The 22,793-nt window shown below is 35.7% G+C and carries 28 protein-coding genes and 2 pseudogenes; 28 read left to right on the top strand and 2 right to left on the bottom strand.

Going from position 1 to position 22,793, the window contains the following annotated elements; translation table 11 throughout:
* Nucleotides 1-59 precede the first annotated feature (59 nt).
* From F0342_RS11805 to F0342_RS11765, 9 genes are all read left to right on the top strand, one after another.
* A complete protein-coding gene (locus tag F0342_RS11805; protein ID WP_149156147.1) occupies nucleotides 60-608 on the top strand; it encodes a SurA N-terminal domain-containing protein in 549 nt (182 codons plus the stop codon).
* Nucleotides 609-1,222: 614 nt separating this feature from the next.
* The gene (locus F0342_RS11800; protein WP_262481717.1) at nucleotides 1,223-2,410 is read left to right on the top strand and encodes an MFS transporter; all 1,188 of its coding nucleotides are present in this window, start codon (nucleotides 1,223-1,225) and stop codon (nucleotides 2,408-2,410) included.
* Between the two features lie 118 nt (nucleotides 2,411-2,528).
* Nucleotides 2,529-2,759 (top strand): hypothetical protein, encoded by a 231-nt coding sequence (locus tag F0342_RS11795; RefSeq protein WP_149156145.1) that lies wholly within the window; start codon nucleotides 2,529-2,531, stop codon nucleotides 2,757-2,759.
* Nucleotides 2,760-2,917: 158 nt separating this feature from the next.
* Nucleotides 2,918-3,244, top strand: a complete 327-nt coding sequence (locus tag F0342_RS11790; RefSeq protein ID WP_149156144.1) for a DUF3221 domain-containing protein — start codon at nucleotides 2,918-2,920, stop codon at nucleotides 3,242-3,244.
* Between the two features lie 173 nt (nucleotides 3,245-3,417).
* Complete coding sequence (locus F0342_RS11785; protein ID WP_149156143.1) at nucleotides 3,418-3,852, top strand: NUDIX hydrolase; 435 nt, start codon at nucleotides 3,418-3,420, stop codon at nucleotides 3,850-3,852.
* A gap of 79 nt (nucleotides 3,853-3,931) precedes the next feature.
* Entirely contained in the window at nucleotides 3,932-4,474 is a 543-nt protein-coding gene (gene lepB / locus F0342_RS11780) for a signal peptidase I (RefSeq protein ID WP_149156142.1), read from the top strand.
* 231 nt (nucleotides 4,475-4,705) lie between these two features.
* On the top strand, nucleotides 4,706-4,990 hold the full coding sequence (locus tag F0342_RS11775) for a hypothetical protein (RefSeq protein WP_149156141.1): 285 nt from the start codon (nucleotides 4,706-4,708) through the stop codon (nucleotides 4,988-4,990).
* Between the two features lie 175 nt (nucleotides 4,991-5,165).
* A complete protein-coding gene (locus tag F0342_RS11770) occupies nucleotides 5,166-5,654 on the top strand; it encodes a VanZ family protein (protein ID WP_149156140.1) in 489 nt (162 codons plus the stop codon).
* A 468-nt stretch (nucleotides 5,655-6,122) separates the two neighbouring features.
* Nucleotides 6,123-6,602, top strand: coding sequence for a DUF4367 domain-containing protein (locus tag F0342_RS11765; protein ID WP_188048519.1), 480 nt, complete (start codon nucleotides 6,123-6,125; stop codon nucleotides 6,600-6,602).
* A gap of 309 nt (nucleotides 6,603-6,911) precedes the next feature.
* On the opposite strand, the gene F0342_RS11760 is transcribed toward F0342_RS11765, so the two are convergent.
* Nucleotides 6,912-7,379, bottom strand: a complete 468-nt coding sequence (locus F0342_RS11760; RefSeq protein ID WP_149156138.1) for a DUF3291 domain-containing protein — start codon at nucleotides 7,377-7,379, stop codon at nucleotides 6,912-6,914.
* 447 nt (nucleotides 7,380-7,826) lie between these two features.
* Here F0342_RS11760 and F0342_RS11755 point away from each other — a divergent pair, with 447 nt between their 5' ends.
* The 7 genes and pseudogenes from F0342_RS11755 (at nucleotide 7,827) to F0342_RS11725 (ending at nucleotide 13,124) form a co-directional block, all read left to right on the top strand.
* Nucleotides 7,827-8,519, top strand: a complete 693-nt coding sequence (locus F0342_RS11755; RefSeq protein ID WP_149156137.1) for an aspartate/glutamate racemase family protein — start codon at nucleotides 7,827-7,829, stop codon at nucleotides 8,517-8,519.
* A gap of 362 nt (nucleotides 8,520-8,881) precedes the next feature.
* A pseudogene (locus F0342_RS11750) lies at nucleotides 8,882-9,271 on the top strand (GNAT family N-acetyltransferase); the annotation flags it as partial.
* Between the two features lie 163 nt (nucleotides 9,272-9,434).
* Nucleotides 9,435-9,614, top strand: a complete 180-nt coding sequence (locus F0342_RS11745; RefSeq protein ID WP_262481716.1) for a tyrosine-type recombinase/integrase — start codon at nucleotides 9,435-9,437, stop codon at nucleotides 9,612-9,614.
* 163 nt (nucleotides 9,615-9,777) lie between these two features.
* Nucleotides 9,778-10,446 carry a DNA alkylation repair protein gene (locus tag F0342_RS11740; RefSeq protein ID WP_149156135.1) on the top strand — a complete coding sequence of 223 codons (669 nt, stop codon included), beginning with the start codon at nucleotides 9,778-9,780 and terminating at the stop codon, nucleotides 10,444-10,446.
* A gap of 679 nt (nucleotides 10,447-11,125) precedes the next feature.
* Nucleotides 11,126-11,608, top strand: a complete 483-nt coding sequence (locus F0342_RS11735; RefSeq protein WP_149156134.1) for a DUF2975 domain-containing protein — start codon at nucleotides 11,126-11,128, stop codon at nucleotides 11,606-11,608.
* Nucleotides 11,609-11,619: 11 nt separating this feature from the next.
* A complete protein-coding gene (locus tag F0342_RS11730; RefSeq protein ID WP_149156133.1) occupies nucleotides 11,620-11,835 on the top strand; it encodes a helix-turn-helix domain-containing protein in 216 nt (71 codons plus the stop codon).
* Between the two features lie 41 nt (nucleotides 11,836-11,876).
* Entirely contained in the window at nucleotides 11,877-13,124 is a 1,248-nt protein-coding gene (locus F0342_RS11725) for a DUF4153 domain-containing protein (RefSeq protein ID WP_149156132.1), read from the top strand.
* Between the two features lie 456 nt (nucleotides 13,125-13,580).
* On the opposite strand, the gene F0342_RS11720 is transcribed toward F0342_RS11725, so the two are convergent.
* Nucleotides 13,581-13,943 (bottom strand): hypothetical protein, encoded by a 363-nt coding sequence (locus F0342_RS11720; RefSeq protein ID WP_149156131.1) that lies wholly within the window; start codon nucleotides 13,941-13,943, stop codon nucleotides 13,581-13,583.
* Between the two features lie 66 nt (nucleotides 13,944-14,009).
* Here F0342_RS11720 and F0342_RS25415 point away from each other — a divergent pair.
* The 12 genes and pseudogenes from F0342_RS25415 to F0342_RS11660 form a co-directional block, all read left to right on the top strand.
* A pseudogene (locus tag F0342_RS25415) lies at nucleotides 14,010-14,195 on the top strand (hypothetical protein); the annotation flags it as partial.
* Nucleotides 14,196-14,358: 163 nt separating this feature from the next.
* Complete coding sequence (locus tag F0342_RS11710) at nucleotides 14,359-15,183, top strand: S8 family serine peptidase (protein WP_149156130.1); 825 nt, start codon at nucleotides 14,359-14,361, stop codon at nucleotides 15,181-15,183.
* Nucleotides 15,184-15,196: 13 nt separating this feature from the next.
* Entirely contained in the window at nucleotides 15,197-16,000 is an 804-nt protein-coding gene (locus tag F0342_RS11705) for an SAR2788 family putative toxin (protein WP_149156129.1), read from the top strand.
* A gap of 16 nt (nucleotides 16,001-16,016) precedes the next feature.
* Nucleotides 16,017-16,571, top strand: coding sequence for a hypothetical protein (locus F0342_RS11700; protein ID WP_149156128.1), 555 nt, complete (start codon nucleotides 16,017-16,019; stop codon nucleotides 16,569-16,571).
* A 656-nt stretch (nucleotides 16,572-17,227) separates the two neighbouring features.
* Entirely contained in the window at nucleotides 17,228-17,419 is a 192-nt protein-coding gene (locus tag F0342_RS11695; protein ID WP_149156127.1) for a hypothetical protein, read from the top strand.
* Between the two features lie 91 nt (nucleotides 17,420-17,510).
* Nucleotides 17,511-17,984: a GNAT family N-acetyltransferase gene (locus F0342_RS11690; protein ID WP_149156126.1), complete on the top strand. Its 474-nt coding sequence runs from the start codon at nucleotides 17,511-17,513 to the stop codon at nucleotides 17,982-17,984.
* Nucleotides 17,985-18,109: 125 nt separating this feature from the next.
* Nucleotides 18,110-18,706, top strand: a complete 597-nt coding sequence (locus F0342_RS11685; RefSeq protein ID WP_149156125.1) for a class I SAM-dependent methyltransferase — start codon at nucleotides 18,110-18,112, stop codon at nucleotides 18,704-18,706.
* Nucleotides 18,707-18,830: 124 nt separating this feature from the next.
* Complete coding sequence (locus tag F0342_RS11680; RefSeq protein ID WP_395940682.1) at nucleotides 18,831-19,553, top strand: response regulator transcription factor; 723 nt, start codon at nucleotides 18,831-18,833, stop codon at nucleotides 19,551-19,553.
* 107 nt (nucleotides 19,554-19,660) lie between these two features.
* On the top strand, nucleotides 19,661-20,584 hold the full coding sequence (locus F0342_RS11675) for an ABC transporter ATP-binding protein (RefSeq protein WP_149156124.1): 924 nt from the start codon (nucleotides 19,661-19,663) through the stop codon (nucleotides 20,582-20,584).
* The gene (locus tag F0342_RS11670) at nucleotides 20,577-21,326 is read left to right on the top strand and encodes an ABC transporter permease (protein WP_149156123.1); all 750 of its coding nucleotides are present in this window, start codon (nucleotides 20,577-20,579) and stop codon (nucleotides 21,324-21,326) included. The genes F0342_RS11675 and F0342_RS11670 overlap by 8 nt, the downstream gene beginning before the upstream one ends.
* A 20-nt stretch (nucleotides 21,327-21,346) precedes the next feature.
* On the top strand, nucleotides 21,347-22,255 hold the full coding sequence (locus F0342_RS11665) for a sensor histidine kinase (RefSeq protein ID WP_262481715.1): 909 nt from the start codon (nucleotides 21,347-21,349) through the stop codon (nucleotides 22,253-22,255).
* A 199-nt stretch (nucleotides 22,256-22,454) separates the two neighbouring features.
* Nucleotides 22,455-22,793, top strand: a complete 339-nt coding sequence (locus F0342_RS11660) for a PadR family transcriptional regulator (RefSeq protein ID WP_149156122.1) — start codon at nucleotides 22,455-22,457, stop codon at nucleotides 22,791-22,793.

The following is a 22,793-nucleotide window of genomic DNA, read 5'->3' as shown; positions in this document are numbered from 1 at the left end:
GGCAGGTTAGTCGAATAAGCTAAGGTCGTAATGTAAGCAAACAGAAAGGTTGAATACTTTTGAAGAAATTTATTGTTTTTATGCTTTTCACAATGTCACTTTTGGTAGGATGCGTAATAAGCGATGCACAAAAAGGAGGGGTTAACGTTGTAGCTCTGAATGAATATGTAACGGAAAATAAAATTGAGAGGAGAATACAATCTTTAGAGAGTCTCAACTCTAAGCAATCATTAGATAAAGAAAACATAAGAGCTAATGCGATAGAACAATTAATCGATGACTACATATTAATGTATGAAGCTAAAACCCAAGGCTTTTCTGTATCGGATGAAGAAGTTCAAGAGGTTATAGAATTTAATATAGAGATGGCAAATGAAGCACAAAATGAAAACTTCCATAACCTTCTCAATGAAATGAATATGACAGTAGAAGAATACTACAAAGAATATGCTTATGAATCGATGAAGGGAAAGTTATTGGAAAACAAACTGTATGACGATATAACATCTAAGGGTGAAGAGTGGAATGAATTCAAGAAGAAAGTAATAAACGAATTTAGAGAAAAAAATGATACTCAAATTAAAAATCTTTTAGAAAAAGTAAATTAATGTGGGAGAGTCTATATTCCATAAAAGGGGGCGTTGATCTAAGAAGGATTAACGCTTTTTTTGTTGAAGTTATTGGATTAACGAGCAGTTTAGTTTAAGAATAAATTTATATAAAGCGGGGGATGAATATGTGGTGGTTTGTAATCTTGATTGTTGGCATCTTGTTATTTGCTTGGTTTATTGATTGTCGACGAAAAAAGAACAGAAATAATAAACATACTCAGGGTATTGACCCTGCGACCAAAGCTGGGGAGAGTAGTAATTACCAATCAGGAGAAGGACGGGATTGGTAAGCGGATTTTCTCTTCAATGAAATGGAAATAATCAAAGTTCGAACGAAGTCCTATTCCATAAAAGGGGGCAATAACTGAAGATCAGCTAATTGATCCCGCTATTGCCCCTCTTCAATTATTGGAGCAGGTTAATGGAAAAAGGGAACCCTTTAGCTTAGGGTTCTTATTTAGTTATGAATGATTTGTGACAAGTATTAATATTTACAGGAAATTCCCAATTTTTTGTAGAAAAAGTATATACTAGAATCCATTTGATGGGGTGTTAATATTAATCAACCAATCTTCTCACAAAAAAAGAATTCATATTTAGTACTATTTGGATTGGGGATATCAACCTTAGGAGATTTTATTTATCTTGTTGCCATCAATGTTTTAGTATTAAAACTAACGGGCTCTGCTGCTGCAGTAGCTGGGTTATGGATTATAGGACCTATTGCTTCGATGTTAACGAAATTTTGGTCTGGTAGTATTATTGACCGATTGAACATTCGCAGGATAATGATTGTAACAGACATTATTCGTGCAACTTTGGTAGCAATCATTCCTTTCTTCAGCTCTATCTGGCTTATATATGTTTGTCTATTCTTTCTCTCCGTTTCAAAAGCATTCTTTGAACCAGCAGCAATTACTTATATCACGAATGTTGTTCCAGAGAAAGGCCGGAAACAATTTAACTCTTTCAGGAGTTTGATTACTTCTAGTGCCTTTTTAATCGGACCTGCTATTTCTGGGGCACTCCTACTCATTACCTCTGTTAATATATCAATATGGATAAATGCCTTTTCTTTTGTTATTTCAGCAATCTTGGTGTATTTATTACCAAACGTGAATACTGAAATTGATGTCACAGTACCCAAGATTAATTTGAATATATTGAAAAGTGATTGGAAAGAAGTATTTAAATTTAGCCAAAGCAGTCTATTTATAGTAAAAGTGTACTTCTTAGCTCAATTTTTTATGATTGTAGCACTTGGAATGGATGCCCAAGAGGTTGTCTTTACACAGAAGGTATTAAATTTATCTGAGACAGAATATGGATTACTAATAAGTTTAACAGGAGTGGGTTCTATTCTAGGAGCAACTACTGTTTCGATAGTGGCTAAAAAATTATCAATCAGAGTCCTAATATCCCTTGGTTATTTTATGGTTTCAGTGGGCTATCTGGTTTATGCTTTTTCTTTTTCCTTTTGGTCAGTAGCTATTGGATTTATGATTTTAGGTTTTTTTAACTCTTTTTCCGGCACTGGGTTTATGACTTTTTACCAAAATAATGTCCCAATTAAAATGATGGGGAGGATTTCTAGCATATACGGTATCTTTCAAAGTTTTCTTCAGGTAATTTTCATTTTATTGATTGGTTTTACAGGTGATATTATTCCGGTTAGGTATAGTATTATTGCTGCCTCTACATTAATGCTTGTGATAAGTATTTGGCAAATAAGGTTGGTTCTTATGCCAAGTAAATCCGAGTATTTTGCAGAAGAACCCGTACTCAAAAGCACTTCTTAATACATTCATACTTAGAAAATTAAATCTTCAATTAAAGGGGTAATAATGGAAGATCAGCTAATTGAACAATGAAGATTGAAAGGAAAGTATTTCACACAAAAAAAGGGAGGTATAAAATTTGGACTTATTACTCTGGATAACTATTGTTTTCATAATAATCGGATTTGCTGTTCTTACTTCTATGAAAAAAGGTATGGAAAGTAAACTCGCTTTTATAACAGCAAATGTGGAAGACGAGGAAAGTTCAACAAAAGCTAAATCCATAATTTGGTGGATAGTGAATGCCACAGCTTGGGGAATAGTGAGTTTGTTTCTTATTGTTTGGTGTTTTCATAATCACTTTGGATAACTGTTGGTTTCAAATGTACCTAAACCGGGGGCAAGAGCTGAAGATCAGGCAGCTGGTCTTCAATTCCATTAAAGGGCAGGATAATGGAAGAGTCCAGATTATCCTTTCTTCTGCTAAAGCACTCATTTAAAGGTATATGAACGGAGGAATAATGTGAGATGACAAGAATATTTAAAGCATTAGCAATAATTGTTTTATTACCCATTATTGGGTGTTCTACTTCAATAGAAAGCAGTGAAGAAAATGAAATCAAAACGGAAAATTCCAGTTTTACAGGAACAATCAAAGAAATTAATGATAACAGTGCACTTGTTTCTACTAAAGTGTTTGAGGGTAATCCTGAAAGTGATGTGTTTGTTGACCTTTCCGTGAATAATGATAAAACATTCCAGGTTGGAGACAAGATAAAAGTAGGATTTGAGGGCATCATTAGAGAATCGAATCCTGCTCAAATTAATACTCTTTCTGTTGTATTGGTTGATTGATAAAATAATACCTGTGTTCAATTACCGGGGGCTTATCCAGAACAGGATGAGCTTCCTTTTTGTTTGAAGTTTTTCTTGAGTAAACTGATGTATTTTGAAATAATTGGTATTAGTAAGAGGGTAGTATTGTGGAAGAACGATCTTATTACTTTATTAACCTTGGAGGATAGTTGATGTATCCACGAGCAAATACATTAGGAATGCTTGTTAAGGATAACGATCTTCTTTTAGAAGAGCAGAAAGGAAAGCACTCCAAAGGAATAGGCTTTTATTACCCCCCTATAGGCGGTACGATCAAACTCGGTGAGAGGTCAAATCAGACTTTGGTGAGAGAGTTTAGTGAGGAGTTAGGCGTTGAAATTATTGTCAGAAGATATATTTCCTGTATAGAAAATATTTTTAAAATAGACGAAAATATAGGGCACGAAATAACACAGATATATTTTGTGGATTTTAAAGATAGGTATTTATATCAGAAGGAACATTTTACAGTAACTGAAGGTAATAAGATTACTCGTGCAAAGTGGGTTTCCAAAGAAGAGATTTTTTTAGGTGAAAAGGTGTTTTACCCCAATGGATTAATAGAATTACTAAAACAGGAAATTTAAAACTCTTCTTCCCGGGGCGTTTAACGGAAAAGCGAAAGAAGATGAACTTGACTTTTTATAGTGAGAGGATGAAAAAAATATGGTTGAAAAGAAAAATGAGACGCTAGAATGGATTAAAGCTCTGGTTATAGCTTTAGTTATTGTGTTTACCGTTCGAGCATTCTTATTTACACCTATTGTAGTTGATGGTGCTTCGATGAATACTACCCTACAAGACCACGAAAGAATGATTGTATCAAAATTAGGAGAACCCGAAAGATTTGATATTGTTGTCTTTCACGCAAATGAGAAACAAGACTATATTAAGCGTGTTATTGGTTTACCTGGGGATAAAATCGAGTATAAAAATGACACTTTATATGTAAACGGAAAAGCGTATAAAGAACCATTCTTAGATAAGCAAAAGAAAAATATTAATGGTGACCTAACGAAACCCTTTAAATTAGAGGATACTGTTGTCGGACAAGCTACTGTACCAGAAGGTCATTTATTCGTTATGGGGGATAACAGAAGAAATAGTACAGATAGCAGACAAATAGGAGCAATCCCCATAGATGAGGTTGTAGGAACTACAAGTATTGTTTTTTATCCAATTAATGATATTAGGATAATTGAAAATTAGTGTTATTCCGTTATAGGGGGCGTTGTTCTAAGAAGGATTAACGCTTTTTTTGTTGAAATTATTGGATTAACGAGCAGATTTGTTCAATAAGAAATCACAAAAGGAATGAGCATTTACTGTGAAATAAGATTACACGTATTAATGTCTAATAAAAAAGTAATGCAAAAAAATTGAGATGAAGCACATTAGTATTATTAAAGGACATAAATAAAAATATATGGAGGTATAGTTATGTGGGTAATTCTAGGGGTTATTGCTATAGTAGCAACTTTTATAAATCTTTATATGTATAAAGCAGGAAAGGATTATAAGCTTGCTATGGCGATGGGATTATCATTTACAGCATTAACACTTTGTGCAGAATACAGTCTTGTATCTCGTTGGGTAAAAGTGGAAGATTGGGCAGCTTTATCGGATGTAGTACCTGGTATGGAAAGGGCATTATGGTTTTTGACAATTGTTTCTATCTTACTAAATATAGCACCTATAATTTTAGAACGAAAAGGTAAGAAATAATTACTTATTGTCACTTCAATTATATAATATGCAATTATTGTGTAGGTCTTTATGTATAACAAACGGGGGCATTAACAGAAGATCAGCTACTTGATCCGCATAATGCCATTCTTCAATTATTGGGCAGTTTAATGTGTAAATATAAGATAGGAGTAATCTAATTGTGCGGTTTTTTATGAAAGTAATTTTAGTAGTAATATTGTGTCTTTATTTATTGGTTCTTTCAAAGCTTATCCTATTTAAATTTCTAACAATCCCTGACATTATTAGTCATTTTACTTTTAGTTATGACGATTACTATTGGAACAATCATAACTTTATACCATTTAAAACGATAATTTTTTATTTGTTCATAGCCGATATAAATTTCAATATTAGAGTTGACAACCTAGCTGGAAATATTATTGGTTTTGTCCCGTTTGGTGTTATTTTACCTTTATTATCAAAACGTTTTCGGTTGTTTAAGAAGGTTATGTTAACATCATTATATTTAAGTTTGACATTTGAACTTATTCAATTGGTTTTTAAGTTTGGAAGTTTCGATGTTGATGATTTAATCTTAAATACATTTGGTGGGATTTTAGGATACATACCTTTCCACACTTTCACATTATATAAAAATTACAAAAAGAGGGAAAATGTAGAGCTTAAATTACCCAATTAAAGAAGGGGAGCATTCGTAAGTTAGAGTTGCATATTTTACACCTTTTAAGAATAGAGAATAGAAACAAACTTTGTATTAAATGGGGTGTCTCTATGCTATTTCTAACTAAACCTAATGAAATACACCTTTGTGGAAGAACTGCATGTGCAAGTGGGGAAGAATTATTCATTACTTTTCTAGTAATAGTAGTATTATTTATTGCATATAAGATAATTTACAAGAAATAGTACTAAGGTCAATAACTATGAGTGAAAAATCGGTTCTTCCGCTAAAGAGACAGATTAATTAAATAATCTTATTACATAAACAATGCAGTTTAACGGAATAAATCTATAATACCAAAACCTTATCCTTATACCCATCGTCAAACCTTTATAGGGAACATTAGTTAAAAAGACCTCACAAGATTTAATATATTCCTATTACAAAATCATAAGCGGTTTTTAAATAATGGAAAGGAGAGGTAAAGTGAAAAAAAAGAAAATAATTATCTTTGCACTTTTATTAGGGGCAATAATAGTAATTTTAGTTGGCTGGTCAGTTTCAAGAGGAAAGATGTATGATTATAACTATTCAGAAGTAGCTAAGAAACTGGAAACAGCACCATTTAACACAAATATTCCAACTAAAGTACCTTTCGAGGATATGCAACTTTATGATTTTGGTTCTAATAATCAGAAAGTTGAATTTACCCTATTCAATGTGGATAAAGAGTTCTTAACAGTTAACATATTGAAAGATGAGATTGAGTACCCAAAAGAAATAAAGAAAGAGAATATTAAAATAGGAAGAGATGTAAATGGTAAGTATATTCCAGAACACTCAGGTAAAAGAATCATTTTATGGCAACACGGAGACCTTTTTTATGAAATAGCCTTTAGCTATAAACTTACTCCTATAGAGATTAGTAAAGAGCAGTTAATCAAAATGGCGGAATCGTTTAAGTAAAAACTTATTTAACATTTAGCTATTCTTGGAGTGGTTGCTCTCTTTATTAACATTGTTCAGTTAAAGGGGGCGTTGATCTAAGAAGGATAAACGCTTTTTTTGTTGAAGTTATTGGATTAACGGGGCAGGTTAGTTGAAGAATCATCTTTATGTCTTATTCCACAATCGGGCCAGTTTAATAGATTAAGACTCTTAAACAAAACTGGATATTCATGTGAGATTGTGAAGAAATCCACTTAAACGAAATGGCAGGTTTGTTCAATAAGGAGATACTCTGCTTCTTATACAGAGCAGGAGAAATGACCCGAGCTATTTAAGTAAGATCCTCTCCCCAAATTCATCAAATACGTGCTTTAAGTCAAATGCAAAAGGATCTGGTCCATGTTGAATATAAAAGTCGTATCTCTTGAAAGCCTCCTTCCATGAAACATCCGTTACCTTCTCAGTCCACCACACCACATAATTAGGTTGTCTCTCTTGAAGAGATCCAAACCACTTGTTCCTGTCCCTTAAAGCTTGCATATGTTGACCTGAATAGGTAAAACGATATAAAGATTGAAGGCTTTTCCATACTGTAAGTGTGAGAATAGGGGAACCCTCTCCTTTGATCGCTTTCTCAGGGAAAAGAACTCTATTAGGTGAAAATTCTTTTATTAGATGCCCAGTTTTAGCAGCCTGTCGAATTACTTCATCTCCCACTTCAAAAAACTCACGAGAGGAAGGATGTTCATTTGGATGTTTTAACCTACCAACCGTATAAATCGCAACAAAAGCCAAATTAATCCCTCCATTTATACTTTTTACCTACATATATTCTAGAATGACTGGACGTATTCCTAGTTGAACTATATAACTTTTAATTATGGTGAGAGAATCAGATGCACTTCTTTGTTGAACCTGTATTTAGTAGAAAAATCCTCTTTTTAAACACTAGATTAAAAAATGAGGTGCAAAAATGGATTATTATAAAGAACTTAGAAAATTTGAGGACATAGTCTTTTAATATTACCAGGTTCGGTTGTTATCATAGTGATTCTAGTTTTGAGACCGTATTTTATTAAGTAACAAGGGGAAGCGCTCATTTTTGCATTTTAACCATATTATTGAATACTACGTAGGGATTATCAATCAGTTTATTGAATTTTTTAAGTAGTTGTATTTTTGTTCCATAGGAACGTTAATTTGAATTAGAATAACAAAAAAGGCTGAGGCGGGGGTTTTAACATGAAGGTTATTGGTCTTATTGGTGGAATGAGTTGGGAATCCTCTGTTGAGTATTATCGGATTATTAACGAAGAAGTGAAAAGAAGATTAGGGGGGTTACATTCTGCAAAATGCCTTTTATACAGCGTTGACTTTGAAGAAATTGAGCGTTATCAGTCAGAGGGTGACTGGAAAATGGCTGGTGAAACATTGGGTGACGTTGCACACTCTCTTGAAAAAGCTGGCGCAGACTTTATCGTCATATGCACCAATACCATGCACAAGGTTATTGGTGATATACAGGAAAAAATAAACATACCAATTTTGCATATTGCAGATGCAACAGCTCATCAAATTAAAGAGCAAGGAATTAGTTCAGTAGGGTTACTCGGCACAAGGTATACAATGGAGCAAGATTTTTACAAATTACGTTTAGTGTCTAAAGGTATAAAGGTTATGATACCAAATGACAATGAAAGAGAGATTGTAAATAAGGTTATTTATGAAGAGTTATGTTTAGGTAAGGTTCAACAAGAATCTAGAGATTATTATAAAAAAGTTATCCAAGGTTTAATCGAAACAGGAGCTAAAGGTATTGTATTAGGCTGTACAGAAATTGGATTATTGATAAAACAGGAGGACTCCGATGTTCCTCTGTTTGACACAACTTATATTCATGCTCTTGAAGCAGCGAATATGTCCATAAAGAAGTAGCGATTTCTGCAGCTCTTTCACATTTATTGATATTACACAAACGGGGGCAATAACTGAAGATCAGCTAATTGATCTCCGGCTATTGCCCATCTTCAATTATTGGGCTGTTTAACGGAGTAAATTGATTCGGCAGATTTTCAAAAATCGGGCCATTTTCTGGAATAAAGAAGGTAATTAATTGGTTCATCTTTAATTTTCAGAAAAGGGCAATTCAATAACAAATATAAGTAGAATCATCCCTTGGAGGATTAATGTCCTTTTTTGTTGAATTACATTAACAGAAATTTAAATGAATCTAAACTGAGGTTAATTATAAAAAAGGGGTGAACGCTTTTTTATTATATGAGTTTCATTAGATCTTAAAAATTCTCCTAAGAAACGCCCATATAGATTTTTTGAAAAGAGAAAGCTTTCGCTATCTTATCTTTCATAAAGATACTAATGATTTTATTGGAACTGCTAGCCTTCACAGAATTAATTGGAAGATTTCCAAATGTGAAATTGGATACTGGATTAACTCGCAATTTAGTGGCAATGGATATATGACAGAAGCAGTAAGTGAGTTAACTAACCTTGGCTTTCAGCAACTCAAATTTAGAAGGATTGAAATAAGATGTGAATCAACAAACTTTAAAAGTCGTTCGATTCCAGTAAAACTAGGTTTTGAATTAGAAGGAACCTTAAGAAATGATGATTTATCCGCAGATGGCAGCAAGCTAACTGACACTTGTATTTATTCAATAATAAAGTAAATGGAGTGAAAGAAAATAAATCAATTTGGATTTTAGCACGTTCTTATTTAAGAATAGGGGAGTTTAAGCCTATTCATAACTGAGAGAACACCCAAACACCGTATGAGTATTGATATGATTCGATACATTAAAAACGGGTTTCTAAACGAGCCGGTATAAAGAAGTGCATCCTCATCAATTAAGACATAGCTATGCTACTCAGCTAATTAATAACGGTGCACTTCTGGAAGTGATTCGAAGCCTTTTGGGACATGAGAAAAGTGAGAAGACAAAGATCTATGCTCAACTTAGTGGGAAGCTGCACTCTTTCTTCTTGTATCGGGCCAGAGTGTTGAAGATATAGTTTAGCACTAGTAGTGGGGAACTGTACCATAAATAACGGCGAAATGAATCACTCCATTTACATTGTTATGGTACAATTGTATGCAATAAGACTTATAACGAAATTTAGTTATTGATATATCCCGCCAATTATGAAACAGTGCTTTAATAAGGAGTTGTGTCAAATGAATAAAAATAAAAGCACAGAAATAAAACGTTCATCAAAAGCAGAAAACATTCTATCTCAGATCAATAGGAAAACTAAGCTAGGCGACTTACGAAAAATTGCTAAGGACATTAAAAAAGATCACGAACTAGCTATGGAACTTTGGTCAACCGGAGAGTTTTTGCCCAGACTATTGGCAATCTTAATTATGGACAAAAAACTTCTTTCACAAGATGTACTAAATAAGCTTGATAAGGATATGCAGACTCACACATATGATGAGCGAAATAACTTAATGGATTGGTTAATGGCTAATCAGCTCACCAAAGACAAGAAGAACATTGCATTGATGGAGTCATGGGGGAATAGTCCTTATGCTCTTCAAAGGCGAGCTTTCTGGTATTATCAAGGGCGATTGAGATGGACTGGACAAACACCGCCTGATAACACCGCAGACTTACTATCTGCAATCGAAGCTAATATTACGCAGGAAGAACCGGAAGTTCAATGGGCTATGAATTTCACCGCAGGCTGGATAGGCGTTTATGATGAAAAGTATCGAGCACGTTGTATGAAACTTGGTGAGAAAACGGGTCTTTACAAAGATGAAATGGTATCAAAAGGATGTACTCCCAATTATTTGCCGGAGTTCATTACGATTGAAGTTAACAAACGAATTAATAAATAGTTACCACTGAAAAATTCATAAGGGTTTGATGTGAAAATAAAGGAATTCAAAGCCTCAATATGGACAGGATCTGGAAGTAAGCTTCCAGATCCTTTTTGCTTGGAGGGAAATATCAAAAATTTATTATGATAGGCTGGATCAAAGTATTTTAGCCTAAGTAAACCCGAACAAATCTGCTTCTTAGAGGGCAGATTTGTTCGGGTTTATTATATATTTTTGAATTATCTGAATTTAGCTGTTTCTAGCGGTTGATTGGAGTGCAAGACGAAGACTCCTGCGGGAAGAGTAGCTTATGTGAGACTTGTCCAGCTATAGGGCTTAGAGGCAAATGTCATAAGGCAGATCGTCCATGAAGGCAAAGAACCCCTTCAAGCCCGCTCCGCCTTATGCCAACCGCCTCTGAGCGAAGCCCTTCCGCTTTCCAACCCGCAGGCTTGCCGAGGAGGCTCACGGGCTACCCGCGGAAAGCGTAGTCTTGCACGGAAATCATTAGCGGTATTAAGAACTTAAACTTCTATTGTTCGTTTTTATATCGTGGTTTTTTAGTTTTGTACCAGCCGATTTTTAAATTCGCAAACATTTTTACAATAAAATTATTATAATAATTAATAAAAATTTATTGTAAATCGATAAACTTTGTATTAAAATCAAAATCAGAATAAATAAATGAGGTGCTTTTATGGAAAATATTACAACGTTGTTTTTAAAAATAGCGGTTATTTTTATAGGAGTCCCAATTCTTGCTTTGTGCATCTTTTTGGTGCCTGAGATGGCGGACCTTTCAGCAACATTACTTCCAGAGTTTGCGGTTATAAAATATTTCGTTTTCATCGTTTTTGATGCATCAGCCATACCTTTTTATTTTGCTTTGTATCAGGCTTTTAAACTCCTGCGCTACATTGACAAAAATAAAGCTTTCTCTGATTTATCTGTAAATGCTTTAAAGAATATCAAATATTGTGCAATCACAATCAGTATTTTGCATGTACTAGTTTTGCCGCTCTTCTATATCTTTGCGGAACTAGACGACGCCCCAGGAGTTATCTTTGTCGGATTGGTTGTTCCTTTTGCTTCGATGGTCATCTCAGTTTTTGCGGCAGTTCTCCAGAAACTTTTAAAAGAAGCAATTGATATAAAATCAGAAAATGATTTAACGGTCTGAGGTGAATAACAATGGCTATTATAATCAATATTGATGTGATGTTAGCAAAAAGGAAAATGAGCGTAACAGAGCTTTCGGGTAGGGTTGGGATAACGATGGCTAACCTTTCTATATTGAAAAATGGAAAGGCGAAAGCGATTCGATTATCCACCTTAGAGGCAATTTGTAAGGCATTAGAGTGTCAGCCTGGGGATATTTTAGAATACAAAAGTGACGAAGATAGTTAAACATTGTGGAGGAAATAACAAATATTAGGGGAGGTATTACGTTGGAATATAACAATTCGATTATTGAAAACATGGCTAACCCACATGAACTGGAGAGAATTTATAGAAAAGACCCTAAAGCTTTTAAAAATTCATTCTTACAGGCATGGGAACAAAATCCTGATTCTCAGGTCCTCGGCGTTTGGTATGAAAGATTGCATTTCAAGGAGGCAGCAAATACAGAAAAATCTTCCAAGATCCAAAAAGATTTCCTATTCATGGGCATTTTAGCCATTATGGCAGGGATATTTACCAGGATCATTTTCCATTTTGTCGAACAGGAAGTGATTGCTCCAATTAACCTGGCCTTTGGTATAATTCCTTTTATTGCTACTTATTTTGTTTACAAAAATACTCCGAAAAAAAGTGTTATTTATTCTCTTGTAGGGTTGTTCCTAATTTCTGGGGTTTATCTTAATATGCTGCCTTTAAGTGATAAAGACAGTATTATCCTTGCTTATTTACACATTCCCATATTCTTATGGATAGTGTTAGGGCTTGCATTTACAGGAAATGAGTATTCAAAAGGTAGTACTAGATTAGCCTATATCAAATTTAATTTGGAATATAGTATTCTTTACGCCAGCATGGCTGTGAGTGGAATGATACTGGCAGCATTAACCATGCAGTTATTCAGCTTTATCGGCTTGGATATAGAGGAATTTTATTTTAGTAATGTCGTTTTATTTGGTGCTTCCGCTCTCGCTATTGTGGCTGCATACCTGGTATCAATGAATCTTAAACTTGCTAAGAATATTACACCCTATATAGCTAAAATTTTTAGCCCTCTTGTCCTGGTCACATTGTTGGTCTATCTTATTGCTGTTATATGGATCGGGAAAAATCCATTCTTGGACCGTAATTTCCTGATAGCCTTCAACGGAATACTCCTTGGTGTATTGGTCGTTACCATATTTTCCATTACCGAAAGCGACTCAGACGAGAAAAAAAACATTTCAGACTATATAAATTTTGCCCTGATTGTTCTTGCCCTTATCATTGACAGTGTGGCATTGTCAGCCATAGTGTTCAGACTTTCTTCTTATGGGATTACGCCAAACAGACTTGCTGTTTTAGGTGTAAACATACTTATCTGGGCAAATCTAATTTGGATTATGTTTTCCTATATGCGTTTTCTACAAAACAAATCCGGACCTTCAACTATCCAAGATTCCGTTACTAAGTATTTACCGGTCTACGGGGTTTGGGCAGCTTTCGTAATATTTACTTTTCCTTTACTTTTCAAATAGAAAGGCTCTGTTAATGTAAAGATAAGCAAATCTTCTAGATTTCTAATCAAAGAGGATATTCAGGGATCGAGTTACAAGCAATTACTTTGCTTGTTAAACGGTATCAAGTCCCACGGGGGCTTTCGTTCTACCCTGGATACCGTAATCATATATCGATATAAAAAATGATCAACCAAAAATATCTGGCTGACCTTATAATACGATAGGGCAGGTTAATTGAAGAAAAAGAACATTGGGAGGAGCTTAAACCCCCAATGTTCTCTTTGTTATCTATTAATGTTGTCTTTCTAAAGCCAATTTCAAGCCAAAGCCAATTTATGTTTAAAGTGTTAAAAAACTCTCATTTAAAAATGGTGTCACCTTCAGTTATTTTTGGAGAAAAGTTGGTCATAGTAGAGCGGGGATGGTTTCCTCTCTATCCGAAAAGTATAATGGAAGCGTCCCCGGTCAGCTATTTTAGTTGACCGAATCATGCAGATAGGAGACGGCAATCTGAAATGCCTTTATCCTTCTCTCGATGTAGGTACGCTGCCCACTTCCGGGCTTCAGCTTCTCAAGAAAGGAAGGAAGCGTCAACAGCAAGTCCTCCAGAACCTCTTTTGCCTCTATCAAATCTTCTTTGCTGATATCCAAATCCTTCCTTTCCCAACGTGCATGAAGTATATCTGCGCCAATCCTTGCTGCTTTTAATCTCTTCTCAAGCAACTTTGTCTGAGGAGCACCAGGTTTCATATGAGCAAGGGCATTTTCGGATTTACGAATGATGGATAGAAACGCTTCAATTGAATGCTGCTTTTCTTCCGTTGTCATATTTTCCATAAGTCAATCACCTCGATTCTCAAAGTATGGACAATATGTAGTGTAACAAAAATACATTGCCGGCACCTCGTCTTCAATTCCAACTTCGTCCTCTGCACCATTGCAGAAGTTTATGTACAGGAGGATAACAAAAACTTTGTTTGTGACTTTTTTGCCACCTGGGTGAAGGTTATGAATACAGATCGGTTTGACTTGAAATACGCTTTTTCCCTATTGGGATCGGGCGTATTTTTTGTGCTTTTAATAAGGTAAGAAAAGTTAAGGTTGCTTTAAGCTTTCGTTAAGCTTCTTGTAAATTTCCACCATTATAATAGAGAAAGAAGAATTCTTCAAAAAAGGTTGAATCGATCGATTTATAAACAGAATGTATCTTGTCAAAAGTGTGTTGACCAAGAGAAAGGTTACGTCAAACAAAATGAAACGTAAAGAGACTTATCGTGTAATAGGCATAATCGCATTGTTGTTCGGAGTAGCGCTGTTGCACTTGATTTATGAGAAGCAGCCAATCAAGGTCGCTGTACTCGATAGTGGAATCAATAAAGACCATCCGGCATTGAAAGGAAAGATACATAAATCATTTAATGCCATTCAGCCGAATCAGCCGATTGAAGATCATTATGGTCACGGAACTCCGATCGCAGGCATCATAGCTGCCGAGGATTCAGGAGGAGAAATGAGCGGACTGGCTCAAAGTGTGTCCATTTATGATGTAAAGGTTCTAGATAAGAAAGGCAACGGGAAGGTAGCCGATTTGGTTAAAGGAATCAACTGGTGTATCCAAGAGAAGGTAGACATCATCAATATCAGTTCCGGTTTTCAAGTAGATGATCAACAGCTTAAGAAGGCCGTTGAAGAGGCGCTTTCTTCCGGGATTATCATCATAGCGGCAGCAGGGAATACACTGGGGCAAGAGGCTGACTATCCGGCACGCTATGAAGGGGTATGGTCCATCACATCCGTAAACTCCAACATGGTCCGATCTTCATTAGCGGCAAGGGGAAAGGTTGATTTCGCCGCAACTGGGACAGAGGTTCTTTCAATCAATATAGATGGGGACTTGGAAACTTTCAGCGGTACTTCCTTCGCTGCTGCCCAAATATCTGGATATACAGCCCGCATACTAGATCGTGAGCACAAAGGGATCAAGAACATTTACAAGATGCTACAAAGAGAAGCGATAGATTTAGGAGAAACAGGACCGGACCAAGACTATGGACATGGACTTGTAAGAATAAAATAAAGAGGTGCGCACATTGAGAAAACTATTACTAAAGTGTTTGGTCATCACATTATTGTTCTCCATACTCCCTCAAGGGACCATGGCAGCAACAGAGGAAAACACTCAACCACAAGGAATCGATTTAGAACAGGCTGAAAGGTCGCTTAGTGAGGGACATGATGTCGATCTCTCAGAACAAGTGAAAGTAGAGATTAAAGAAGATACGGATGAGAAACTTGTTTTAGATATGAAAGTAGATGAGGAAGATCTTAAAGTTGATACAGAACTTACCATGGACCTTGATAGCCAAGATGCGATGATCACAGGAAGCATCGTGGATGAATCAGGAAATGAATTTGATGAATCCTACCATGTTGTCTTCCACGAAGTAGATGATGAGATACTAATCGCTACTTTAACCGATACGCAAACAGGTGAAGAGTACGAGATTAACTCTACCACTCTACAAGCTTCAGTTATTCCGATTATAGTGGGTATTGTATTAAGATTAGGTATAAAGTATGCTATTAAAAAGTTTGGAAAAACAGCCGTAAAGAATGCCTTGAAACAAAGCTTGAAGAAAAAATGGAGTGCAGACGATTTAAAATCACTTCCAAAAGCAGATCAAAATGACATCAAAAAAATGTACGGCACTGCGTCCGATGCCTGGGACTTCTTCAATGCACAAGTTTCCAGTCATAGGGAGGTATCACCTGGAGTATTTGTCGGAAAAGACAAAAACGGAGTAACATTTACATACAGGAAATCTTCTAAATCAGGGCCCCCTACCATTGATGTAAACGGCATAAAAGGCGTTAGAAAAATAAAGTTTCTTTAGGGAAAGAGGTATATAAATGGAAAGAGTACAAAAGGCAGACGACATTTCCCGGTTAAAGGAAGCCTTCCAGAGAGTATGTAAGAAATCGGATCCATTTGGCAATCCATTTCAAGAAACCCTTAACGAAAAGGTGCTGATCTTCCCGACCAACGGATATTATCTTCAGGAAAATCAGTTCCATGCTCTGATGAAAACCATTGAACAGGTTGGACAAGGGACCTTTTTCGTGTCGGAGTCGGAAGGTGCTTCTTTTAATCTTTCACAGGACTTTCACTCGGAGTTGGCACCACAACACTGGGTCGCCGAGAATACCATTGCCTACGAAGACTATCAATCCATGCCTCTTGTGGTCGAAAATTCCCTCTATTCACCACTAGGAGAGTGGGGCTTGCAAATATCACATGAAGACCACGCAGTCCTTGCAGGGAATTCATTATTCATTGACACATTTAAAGAAGCGTATCCCGAATGGAAAGAGGATAAAGAAAAATTTCTTCAATATTGGATTGGTGCAAATAAGGAATTTTCTACGGATATTTCATGGGTTCACGACTTCTTAAAACAATTTTAAGCAAAAGGTCTACAAGATTGATTTCCACATTCATCATAAAAACCGGCCACGTTTGTACTGGCCGGTTATTGTGGTTTTTGGTGTCTGACGCTCAGCATGTTAACGTTTTATTGTAGTGAGGGTCAGACTCTACTTTTTAACTCTAAGATTTTCACATGCTATTTAATGTGATTTGGACAAGATGAGTTTAGAGCATGGATTAATAGTCTTAAGAAAGAAGGAAAAATTAATGTTTAAGTTTATTAAAATCCTTTTTGTATTACTACTCTATTTGTATATCGTTATTTTTCAGGTTAATGGACAGTTAGAATTTTTATTTTATTTAGCTAGTCTTTTGTTCTTCTTGTCAATTATTTTAAGTTTAAGATACAAAAATAAACATAGGATAAACATTTTTCTAATTATAGCATTAATGAATTTTTTTATGATCTTCACATTATATGTTCATTTTATTAGTGGGATTTTAATTTTTTTCTGCATGGCAATGATTTTATTTTTCTACTGTTTTTCATTTATTTCTACAAAAGTAAATCATTGAAGAAAATTTTCTTGAGTAAGATGCTGGATTTTGAAATAATTGGTATTAATTAAAATAGTAGTTTAATTTATGAATAACACTTGTGAAAGCAATTTGCAAAGAAGGGAGTAGCATAAAAATGTTTAAAGAAAGCATCAGGCTCCCCTTTATATATTTCTTATCATCAACTGTTTATCAAATGATCGATAATCGACAAGTTCAGTGGACAGATAATATAATGATCAGTTTTTTTATGTTCTTGTTATTGATGTTATATAATTGGTCGAAAATCCCTTATAAATGGAAGAAGGATAAAGTTGAAAAGGATTAATTTAATATTGTAAGAGTAGCGGCAGTTTACTTTAATAAATGACTGTGAGAACAAACACTAAAATCAACACAGCAAACATCAGGGGGAAAGTATGTTGAATATGCACATTAGAGAAGCCACCCGGAATGATTATGATGTGGTTCATCAAATCCAAAGACAAGTGCACGAAATTCATACAAAGGAAAGACCAGACCATTATAAGATGGCTGATGCTACGTTAGACAAAGAGTATTTTAACAACTTGATAGAGGGAGAAAATACAAAGGTATTCTTACTGGAAGAAGACCAACCAATCGCTTATACAATCCTTTCGATCCAACATACTGAGGAAAGACCTATTCTCATTCCAAAGAAAGTTGTCTATATGGACGATTTTGGTGTTGATAGTATGTATAGAGGAAAAGGAGCGGGGAAAATATTCTTTGAGAAAATATTGGAATTCGCAAAGGATATAGAAGCAGACTCATTAGAATTAGGCGTGTGGGAGTTTAACGAAAATGCTATAAAATTTTATGAATCAATGAATTTGAAGACAAAAATGAGGCGGATGGAAATAGAGTTATAAAGCTTTCCTTGTTCCATCGCGTCTACTTGGTCTATATGAAAGGATTTGCTAGGGAGGATCACATCTTCATGATTTGATATAATGTTTACCATGCAGCTTCAATGCTAAGGATAGGAGAATGAAATATGGAAAATAACGTTTTTGAAGAGATGGCGAAAAGATACGATACAGAAGATCGAATAGAATTGGCAAAGATAATTGTTAAGGAAGTAAAACAAGAACTACGAAATAGTAAATCAAAATCTCTAATTGACTACGGGAGTGGCACCGGCCTGGTTAGTCTGGAATTAACGGATTTAGTGGAAACCATTTTGTTGGTCGATTCATCAGAACAAATGGTAGAGGTTGCGAAAGCAAAGATTTCTCAAAAAGGTATCACTAACTCAGAAGCACTTTATTCAGATTTTACCCAGGGAACTCCTGATCTTAAGGCTGACATCGTGTTAATGTCACTCGTCCTTCTTCATATTCCCGATACTAAAAAGATTCTTAATGAGTTGTTCAACATTCTGAATGATGGTGGCAAGCTCATTATTGTTGATTTTGACAAAAACGATAACATCTACCACCCGAAGGTTCATAACGGTTTTGTCCATGAAGAACTGAAAGAAAGGCTATTCGAAGCGGGATTTAAGTCAAGTGAAATCAAGACATTCCATCATGGAGAACGTATTTTCATGAAACAGGATGCCTCTATGTTTATATCCAGTAGTATAAAGTGATTTAGGAGAAACAATAGATAGCATAGGAAATCGAGTTTGAAATCATAGAGATTTTAGGCTCGATTTTTTTTAGGTGGGTACAACGATTATTCAATACTTGACATTGATGTGAATTCAATCAATGATGATGGTAATAAATGTGAGGGTGATTCAGTTGAAGGATTCAGTTGATATTCTAATAATTGAAGATGATGAGGATATTAATCGCTTACTATGTAATATTGTCAGGAAAAGTGGCTATTCCCCGAAGCCCGCATATTCAGGTACGGAAGCAGTGATCTACCTGGATAGTCAGAAATGGGATATGGTATTAATTGATCTGATGCTCCCGGGTTTATCTGGTGAAGATCTATTAAAAAAGATAACAAAAGAAAGTAATGTCCCGATCATTGTTATTTCGGCAAAGCTTGAAACACAAACGAAGATCAATTCGTTAAGGGCTGGTGCAGATGACTATATCACAAAACCTTTCGATGTTGATGAGGTATCGGCCAGAATTGATTCCTGTCTTAGAAGGTATCGTGATCTATCAGATGCTCCACTAATAAATCAAATGATTTATAAAGATATTGTATTGGATACGGACTCAAAAATAGTGACAGTGAATGATAATGAACTCAAATTAACGGCAAGGGAATATGAGATATTGCTTCTCATGATGTCCTCTCCTAAAAAGGTTTTTTCAAAGTCTAATTTGTTTGAGAGTGTGTGGAATGAGAAATTCCATGGGGACGACAATACCATTAATGTTCATGTAAGTAATATCAGAAGTAAGCTTGCGAAAGCGAATCAGAATGAAGAGTATATTGAAACTATTTGGGGAATGGGCTATAAACTTAAAACTTAAGGTTTTCTTAAGATATGACTTAAGAGTTTCTTACGTTTTCCTTCTTATACTTTAAGAGTGTTCAAAGAGGAGCCCTTTGAACAAGTGAATAAAGGAGGGGAATTTTGATGAATGAGTATGTATTAAAAACCAGTCAATTATCAAAAACATATCAAAATAAAATGGCGCTTCATAAAGTGAGTGTCATGATCAAAAAAGGGTCTATTTATGGCTTTATCGGCCAGAACGGTGCCGGGAAATCAACGCTGATTCGCCTAATAACCGGTCTGGCGTATCCAACGACAGGTACATTTGAATTGTTTGGAGAAAGCCAGGAACGAAATATTATTGAAGCCAGAAAAAGAATTGGAACCATCATCGAAGGGCCGGCGCTATATCCACAAATGACCGCCGCTGAAAACTTGGAAGCTCACCGTCTGCTGAAAGGGATTCCGGGAAAAGACTGTATAGAAAAAACCTTGAATTTAGTCGGTTTGCAGAATACAGGAAAAAAGAAGGCAAAGAATTTTTCATTAGGAATGAAGCAGCGTTTAGGCCTTGGTATCGCATTATTAGGGGATCCTGAGTTTCTGATTCTGGATGAACCGATTAATGGACTGGACCCTATGGGAGTTGTCGAAGTACGGGAATTACTTAAAAAGCTGAATCAAGAATATGGAATTACTATACTAATCTCCAGTCATATATTAAGTGAACTGCACCTGCTGGCCACTCACTATGGGATTATTCATGAGGGAGAATTGTTAGAACAACTTTCCGCGAAAGAACTGAATGAAAAATGTCAGCAGTACTTGCATATTAAAGTGGATGATCGGAACAAAGCTGCAACGGTAATAGAAAATCATTTTTCAACACAAGAGTTTGAAGTGATGCCTGATGGAACCATAAGGTTGTTTGCCTATGTTGACGTACCGGGTGAAGTTTCCAAAATCTTAACCAGTGAAGGATTGGTCATAGAAGAATTTATGCCTATGGGAGAAGATCTGGAAACGTACTTTAGTCATCGTATCGGAGGTGTACAGCATGGGTAATCTACTAAAAACGGAGTGGTATAAATTAAAGAAAGACCGGTCATTTCGATTCCTGACCTGGATGTTAGTTGCGGCTGCAGTGTTGTTTCCACTAATAGAATTCGATAATGGGGCTTCAGGATTGCCAACCGTAAAGGATTACTATCGGGAAAGTATTCTCGGTCCTCATGCGAATATAGTAAAGCTTATTCCAAGTATTTTGGCAGGCTTCTTTATTACGAGTGAATACTCCATGGGGACGATGAAAAGTATAGTATCTTCAGGCAATAGCAGGTTCCGAATCTACTCTGCAAAGCTTATCACATTTTCAATTGGAGCCATTATCATATCATTAATATTACCGATTGTGATGACAGGATCCAGCGCCATCTATTTTGGATTTGCAGAGATGCCTGAGTGGACATATTACCTGCAAACATTGGGACTGATTATATTGTACGGGGCAGCCTTCGCTTCCATTATGGCGATCTTTTCTATCCTGTTTACAGACAGTGGGAAAACGATAGGGTTTCTGCTTCTGTTCTTTGTATTTGCTGATTGGCCCCTGCAAATGTTAGCGGCAAAAGTGCCCTTGTTTGAAACCATTTTAAATCATTCCATCTTTAAGTTGATTTATGACATTATCATTGTGGATACGTTGAAGGGCGTGGATGTATTAATCCTGATAGCGGTTCCCATTCTGACGTTTCTGTTATTTGGTGCCTTAGGAAGCATGATTTTTCAAAGAAAAGAAATTAAGTAAACGAAAGTGGGTGAGGTCAAATGATAATCTATTTATTGATGGCAGTTTTGGCAGCTTTCGCATATGTCCTCATCCGTTTTTATCTGCTGAAAAAGGAAATGAAAAGTGCAACCCTGCAACTCCGGCAATTACATCAACAGGATTCAGCGAAAAAAATGACGATTAGCTTTTATGACCGCGATTTCGAGGAGTTAGCACAGGAAATAAATAACCAGATTGATTTAACGAAACAGGCTGAAGCAGTCAAGCGTTCCACTGAAAATGAACTAAGACAGGCTATATCCCATATTTCTCATGATATTCGAACACCCATGACATCAATATTAGGATATATTCAATTTCTGGAATCAGATGAAATTAGCCATGAGGTAAAGAAAAAATACATTAAAACAATCAAAAATAGTGCAGGAAGGTTAAAGATATTACTTGAAGATTTTTTCGAGTTATCGATTATTGAACAAGCGGATTATCCTTTGAGAATGGAGAAAGTCAGTTTTAACAATCTCCTTATTGAATCACTATTTGGATTTTATGAGGAATTTAATAAGAGAAACATAGAACCGGAAATCCATATTCCAGAAAAAGATATTATGCTGATGGCCGACCCCTCTATCGTTAAAAGAGTTATAGAAAATTTAGCGGTGAATGCCATTAGATACTCAACTGGAAATGTAACTATCCAACTTAAAGAAATGGATGCAGCCGTTCAGCTGAAAATTTCAAACTCTGTTGGGAAAATGAGTGAGCTTGATGTAAATCAAATGTTCGACCGTTTTTATAAGGCGGATCAAACAAGAACCGGAAAAGGTACTGGGCTTGGTTTACCGATCGCGAAAAGCTTAATGGAAAAAATGAACGGAAGTATTTATGCAGAATTAAAGGAGAATCATTTAACGATGATTTGTGAATGGGTAGCGGAATCCGATTAATACAATACTTCACAGTTACCATCAGAGCTGAAGTGTAGTCAGTTACTAAAAAAATGGGCTATTATTTGATTGACAATTTGAGCTATTCTGCGATACTATATACCAGTAGTTAGTATTACTGAATATCAGTAACACAAAATACCTGAGAGACAGAGTACTGGTACTGGAACTATAACGAAATACGATTGGGGGTGAACATTTGGAGAATTTTACTGAAATGCTGAAAGGGGTGCTTGAGGGTTGTGTGCTTGAAATCATCAGCCGCGGTGAAACGTATGGCTATGAAATCACGCAACAGCTGAGAGAACTCGGCTTCACGGATGTGGTCGAAGGCACAGTTTATACGATTACCATGCGCCTTGAGAAAAACAATCTGGTGGACATTGAAAAAAAGCGATCTACTGTGGGACCTCCGAGAAAATTTTACACACTCAACTCAGCAGGTCATGAAAAGCTCGAAATTTTTTGGGGAAAATGGGATTTCGTCTCGAGCAAAATGAACGAACTCAAAACGAAAGAAATCAAAAGGAGAGGATAA

It is taken from the genome of Bacillus sp. CH30_1T (genome assembly GCF_008364765.1).
GTDB lineage: Bacteria > Bacillota > Bacilli > Bacillales > Bacillaceae_B > Rossellomorea.
The sequence above is the reverse complement of the archived record's forward strand: the minus strand, read 5'-3'. Positions and strand labels throughout refer to the sequence as shown.

Excerpts from the sequence above, each read along its gene's own strand:
- F0342_RS11775 (WP_149156141.1), top strand. The coding sequence starts at position 4,706 with ATGTGGGTAATTCTAGGGGTTATTGCTATAGTAGCAACTTTTATAAAT.
- F0342_RS11770 (WP_149156140.1), top strand. The coding sequence starts at position 5,166 with ATGAAAGTAATTTTAGTAGTAATATTGTGTCTTTATTTATTGGTTCTT.
- F0342_RS11785 (WP_149156143.1), top strand. The coding sequence starts at position 3,418 with ATGTATCCACGAGCAAATACATTAGGAATGCTTGTTAAGGATAACGAT.
- F0342_RS11720 (WP_149156131.1), bottom strand. The coding sequence starts at position 13,943 with ATGGAAAATATGACAACGGAAGAAAAGCAGCATTCAATTGAAGCGTTT.
- F0342_RS11675 (WP_149156124.1), top strand. The coding sequence starts at position 19,661 with ATGAATGAGTATGTATTAAAAACCAGTCAATTATCAAAAACATATCAA.
- F0342_RS11685 (WP_149156125.1), top strand. The coding sequence starts at position 18,110 with ATGGAAAATAACGTTTTTGAAGAGATGGCGAAAAGATACGATACAGAA.
- F0342_RS11695 (WP_149156127.1), top strand. The coding sequence starts at position 17,228 with ATGTTTAAAGAAAGCATCAGGCTCCCCTTTATATATTTCTTATCATCA.
- F0342_RS11740 (WP_149156135.1), top strand. The coding sequence starts at position 9,778 with ATGAATAAAAATAAAAGCACAGAAATAAAACGTTCATCAAAAGCAGAA.
- F0342_RS11665 (WP_262481715.1), top strand. The coding sequence starts at position 21,347 with ATGATAATCTATTTATTGATGGCAGTTTTGGCAGCTTTCGCATATGTC.
- F0342_RS11670 (WP_149156123.1), top strand. The coding sequence starts at position 20,577 with ATGGGTAATCTACTAAAAACGGAGTGGTATAAATTAAAGAAAGACCGG.
- F0342_RS11790 (WP_149156144.1), top strand. The coding sequence starts at position 2,918 with ATGACAAGAATATTTAAAGCATTAGCAATAATTGTTTTATTACCCATT.
- F0342_RS11690 (WP_149156126.1), top strand. The coding sequence starts at position 17,511 with ATGTTGAATATGCACATTAGAGAAGCCACCCGGAATGATTATGATGTG.
- lepB (WP_149156142.1), top strand. The coding sequence starts at position 3,932 with ATGGTTGAAAAGAAAAATGAGACGCTAGAATGGATTAAAGCTCTGGTT.
- F0342_RS11755 (WP_149156137.1), top strand. The coding sequence starts at position 7,827 with ATGAAGGTTATTGGTCTTATTGGTGGAATGAGTTGGGAATCCTCTGTT.
- F0342_RS11730 (WP_149156133.1), top strand. The coding sequence starts at position 11,620 with ATGGCTATTATAATCAATATTGATGTGATGTTAGCAAAAAGGAAAATG.
- F0342_RS11680 (WP_395940682.1), top strand. The coding sequence starts at position 18,831 with ATGATGGTAATAAATGTGAGGGTGATTCAGTTGAAGGATTCAGTTGAT.
- F0342_RS11735 (WP_149156134.1), top strand. The coding sequence starts at position 11,126 with ATGGAAAATATTACAACGTTGTTTTTAAAAATAGCGGTTATTTTTATA.
- F0342_RS11700 (WP_149156128.1), top strand. The coding sequence starts at position 16,017 with ATGGAAAGAGTACAAAAGGCAGACGACATTTCCCGGTTAAAGGAAGCC.
- F0342_RS11710 (WP_149156130.1), top strand. The coding sequence starts at position 14,359 with ATGAAACGTAAAGAGACTTATCGTGTAATAGGCATAATCGCATTGTTG.